The organism is Sulfitobacter sp. (assembly GCF_041552635.1).
Classification (GTDB): Bacteria; Pseudomonadota; Alphaproteobacteria; order Rhodobacterales; family Rhodobacteraceae; genus Sulfitobacter.
Window position 1 is genome coordinate 1 of record NZ_JBFEKM010000236.1, and the last position, 4,631, is coordinate 4,631.

The window sequence follows — 4,631 nt, forward strand, 5'->3', positions numbered from 1 at the left end:
AAGAATGCGAAACCGATCTGTTCGGCGAACAAGCGGTTCTGTGTGGCGGTATCGTTGAACTGATCCGCATGGGTTTCGAAACACTGGTCGAAGCCGGCTATGAGCCCGAAATGGCCTATTTCGAATGCCTGCACGAAACCAAGCTGATCGTCGACCTGATCTATGAAGGCGGCATCGCCAACATGGATTACTCCATCTCGAACACAGCCGAATATGGCCAGTACGTTTCCGGCCCGCGCATCCTGCCCTACGCCGAAACCAAAGCCCGCATGAAGGACGTCCTCAGCGACATCCAGTCCGGCAAATTCGTGCGCGACTTCATGCTCGAGAACACTGTGGGCCAGCCCACGCTCAAAGCATCGCGTCGTTCCAACGACGAACACCAGATCGAAATCGTCGGCGGCAAGCTGCGCGACATGATGCCGTGGATTTCCGCAGGCAAAATGGTCGACAAAGCCAAGAACTAAACAACGAAAGGCCCGGGCATTGGTCCCGGGCCTTTTCATTTCCACTGTAAGACTTCAACTGGCCAATTGCGGCTCATCTCCCTTCTCTTTCTTGGCAAGCAAGGGCTGTGGCAGCTTCCGACCTTCCATCTTGCGCTTGCTCCCCGAAACTCCCCCGACGACGGCGACAAGCGAGCGAAAACCAAGGTATCTTTTAAAATATCTGGTCCATGCGTGTTTCCACGAAGTCATTGATGGTTAACAAACCTGCCGCAGGGTCGCCTTGTGCTCGGATGCTCGCTGAATCTGGCGGGTTATGACACAAGCCCACCTCCGTTCCTCGCACCAAAGAGACACCAGCCCGATGCAAGAAACTCCCCAAATTACGCCTGCAAGCTGGCTGATGATCGCCCTCCTCGCGTTCATCTGGGGGGGCACCTTCATGGTGACCCAAATCGCGCTAACCGAAATGCCCCCCTTCTGGATCGCTGCCAGCCGCGTCAGTCTGGCGGCAATCGTCATGGTCGCAATCTGGGGCGCACGCGGTTTCCGGCTATTTTCCAGCGCGCCAACGCGCAACGACATTACCGCCCTGCTTATCGTAGGCGCTGCCAGCTCGGCCATCCCCTTCAGCCTATTGGCATGGGGCCAACAATACGTCACCTCGGGGTTTGCGGGCGTCTCAATGGCTGCGACAGCACTGATCATCCTGCCCCTCGCCCATTTTTTCGTCGCCGGCGAACGGATGAGCCTGCGCAGAACGCTCGGCTTTGCTGTGGGATTTTCCGGCGTGGTGATCCTGATCGGTGGCCAGGCATTCGAAAGTACCGGAGCCGCCTTTGAGACCGCCGGTCGCCTTGCATGCCTCGGCGCTGCCAGTTGCTACGCGATCAGCTCTATCGTGATGCGCCGCTTGCCGAAAATTGACGCGATTGGACTGGCCACTGTCCTGCTGCTGATCGCCAGTTGCATCACGATACCGCTGGCTCTCGCCGTCGAAGGGCTGCCGCCTATCCCCTCTGCCAAAATTACCGGGGTCCTTGCCTTCCTCGGCCTTGTACCCACCGCCGCTGCAAATTTCCTGCGCGTCCTCGTGGTGCGCAGCGCCGGGCCGGTTTTCATGTCACTGGTCAACTATCAGGTGCCGGTCTGGTCCATTTGCCTTGGCGCACTGATCCTCAGCGAACCTCTCCCGCCCTCTTTGATCTGGTCACTGGCCCTGATCCTAGCTGGCGTCGCAGTCAGTCAGTTCGGCGCACTGAAACGCCTATTCGCGCAAACCACGCCCTAACTCCAAATGGCCTAAAATCCTCGCCGAAGGCTCAAACACCACGACTGGCGCAGACCTTTGGACACGGCGCGCAAACGCCTTGCCCATTCACATCCAAATAAATCGAATGCGCGTCAGCGCCCCTTTAGATCTGAACCGCTTGCGTCACGGCATCTACAACTGAATTGACAGCACGCGCCATCAGTGCGGCATCCTCATGCTCCGCCATCACACGGACCAAAGGCTCGGTGCCGGATTTGCGGATCAGCAACCGGCCTTTACCTGCCAAATCGGCCTCGGCTTGGGCAATCGCAGCCTGAACATGCACATCGTCCAAGGGCACTTGACCTGCCGAGAAACGGACATTCATCAAAAGCTGCGGCACCGGGTCAAAGTTGTTCAGCAATTCAGAAGCTTTTTTGCCCGATCGCACAAGCTCGGCCAAGAACTGCAACCCTGCCATCAGGCCATCACCCGTGGTGGCATGATCCGTCATCACGATATGACCAGACTGCTCTCCTCCCAGATTAAAGCCGCCTTCGCGCATGCGCTCGACCACATAGCGATCACCGACCGACGTGCGCTCCAGATTAACGCCGTGCCCTTGCAAGAAATGTTCCAGTCCAAGATTGCTCATGACCGTGGCGACAAGCGCATTATTCGCCAAGCGGCCTTCAGCGGCCCACCGCGCGCCCATCAACGCCATGAACTGGTCGCCATCGCCGACCTTGCCCGTTTCATCAATCAAGATTACCCGGTCCGCGTCGCCATCCAGACAAATCCCCAAGTCGGCCCCGTGGCTGACAACAGCGGCGGCAGCCATCTCAGGGTGGGTGGATCCACAGTTCTGGTTAATGTTATGACCGTTGGGCTTCACGCCCACTTCGACAACCTCTGCTCCCAGCTCCCAAAGGGTTTCGGGGGCCACGCGGTAGGCCGCACCATTGGCGCAATCCACCACAACTTTCAAGCCATCCAGACGCATCTGGCGCGGGAATGACGACTTCACCCGCTCAACATAGCGAAAACGACCATCATCGATCCGCTTGGCACGCCCGATCTGATCGGCAGGGTTCAGGTCAACGCCATTGGCGACCAGCGCCTCGATCTCGGCCTCGACTTGGTCGCTTAACTTGAACCCGTCAGGGCCGAAAAACTTGATGCCATTGTCTGTCGCCGGGTTATGGCTGGCCGAAATCATGACCCCCAGATCGGCCCGCATGGACCGCGTCAGCAAACCCACCGCTGGGGTCGGCACCGGCCCCAGCAGCAGAACATTCATCCCCGTCGATGTCAGGCCTGCGGTCAAAGCGCTCTCAAACATATACCCAGACAGGCGCGTGTCCTTGCCAATCACCACACGGTGCACACCAGACCGGCTTTGACCGAAATAGCGCCCGACAGCGGCGCCAATGCGCAAAGCGTTTTCGGCCGTCATAGGATATTGGTTGGCCTGTCCTCTGACGCCGTCGGTCCCAAAAAGCTTTGTCATAAAATACTCCCAAAATATGCTGCATGCCAAAGTGCAACCGCCTGACGCGTCGCGCGCACATCATGCACACGGATCATTTGCACACCTTGTGAAAGCCCCGCAAGAGCAACGGCAATAGATCCGGCGGCACGTTCCGTCGGATCAGGTGCCTGACCAATCGTGCCAATAAATTTCTTGCGCGACACCCCCAAAAGCAAGGGTGCCCCCAACATATGGAAAAGACTGATCCGCGCAAGCAAAGCCAGATTATGGTCCTGCGTCTTGCCAAAACCGATCCCCGGATCGGCAAGGATAGCGCCGCGCGGAACCCCTACCGCCTCGAGCGCTGCGATCTGGCGTTCAAGTGCGTCGAAAACATCAAGCAGCACGTTGTCATACTGGGGGTTCAGATGCATGGTCTCGGGCTTACCCTGCGCATGCATCACGCACACGGGCAGTTGGTGCTTTTGGCAAAACGGGGCCAGTCCTGGATCAAACGTAAAGCCGGACACATCATTGACCAGATTTGCGCCCATCGCCACTGCCGCCTCGGCCACGGCGGCCTTGCGCGTGTCGATAGAAGTCGGCAGGTCCATTCCAGCGGCCCGCAACGCCGCAATCACCGGCGCGGTGCGGTTTATTTCCTCTTGAGGGGCAACAAATGTTGCACCGGGGCGTGTGGATTCGCCGCCGATGTCCAGAATATCTGCACCATCCGCCTGCATCGCCTGCCCTGCGGCAACAGCGTCGCCAATACCGGCATGCTGCCCCCCATCGGAAAAGCTATCCGGCGTGGTGTTCAAAATCCCCATGATCTGTGGCCGCGCCAAAGAAAGCCCGGCAATATCAGGTCGCGCTGCCGTCAAGCGTACAAGATATGCCTCGGGAACCTGATCCGCCTCGATAATCCGGCCAGGCGCGCTGCGTGACAGGACTTCGACATGGGTGAACCACCCCAGCCCCCCCGCCAACGGCAGCGCGGCATCCGGGCGCGTCGGGCCGATTTGCACAAGGGGGCGGTAATACAGGGTCATCCAGTCACAGTGTCTCTTGAGTTGCCGCAAGCGCCCGCAGCGGCACCGACGCTTTGGCGGGCAAATCTGCACCGATCACCAGCATTTCAGTCGCATCAAAGGTGGCCGCAAACCAAGCCGCAAGGGCGACCGCATCACGCGGCTGCGCCGAGGGGGTATCGACACTGTCCAGTACGATTTTTGACGGGGCCCAAACCGAGGTCTGACCGTTCTTCATCGCCCAATCCAGTTCTGTCCGGGTGGAAACCACAACGCAGCGATCGTCTTTGGATGCAAGAACCCATGCGTTTTGTTCAATAGCCAACAGGTCAATCCGCCGCTGCGCCATCCTGTGAGCCACCTGCGGCGCAGCCGTATCAGACGCCCCGACACATAGGATCAAAGGGCGGCCCAACTGTTCAAGCTGGTCC

At 58.8% G+C, this 4,631-nt stretch carries 3 protein-coding genes and 2 pseudogenes; 2 read left to right on the plus strand and 3 right to left on the minus strand.

Translation table 11 applies throughout. The features are described 5' to 3' along the window. Together ABYT07_RS19070 and ABYT07_RS19075 are read left to right on the plus strand one after the other, a co-directional pair. Window positions 1-467: pseudogene (locus ABYT07_RS19070) on the plus strand (ketol-acid reductoisomerase); the annotation flags it as partial. Window positions 468-810: 343 nt separating this feature from the next. After that, on the plus strand, window positions 811-1,737 hold the full coding sequence (locus ABYT07_RS19075; RefSeq protein ID WP_372993602.1) for a DMT family transporter: 927 nt from the start codon (window positions 811-813) through the stop codon (window positions 1,735-1,737). Window positions 1,738-1,861: 124 nt separating this feature from the next. Here the strand turns inward: ABYT07_RS19075 and glmM are convergent, their stop codons facing one another. From glmM to ABYT07_RS19090, 3 genes and pseudogenes are all read right to left on the minus strand, one after another. Then, entirely contained in the window at window positions 1,862-3,208 is a 1,347-nt protein-coding gene (gene glmM, locus ABYT07_RS19080) for a phosphoglucosamine mutase (protein WP_372993603.1), read from the minus strand. Then, the gene (folP, locus tag ABYT07_RS19085; RefSeq protein WP_372993604.1) at window positions 3,205-4,221 is read right to left on the minus strand and encodes a dihydropteroate synthase; all 1,017 of its coding nucleotides are present in this window, start codon (window positions 4,219-4,221) and stop codon (window positions 3,205-3,207) included. Before folP ends, glmM begins: the two co-directional genes overlap by 4 nt. 4 nt (window positions 4,222-4,225) lie before the next feature. Then, window positions 4,226-4,631: pseudogene (locus ABYT07_RS19090) on the minus strand (diguanylate cyclase); the annotation flags it as partial.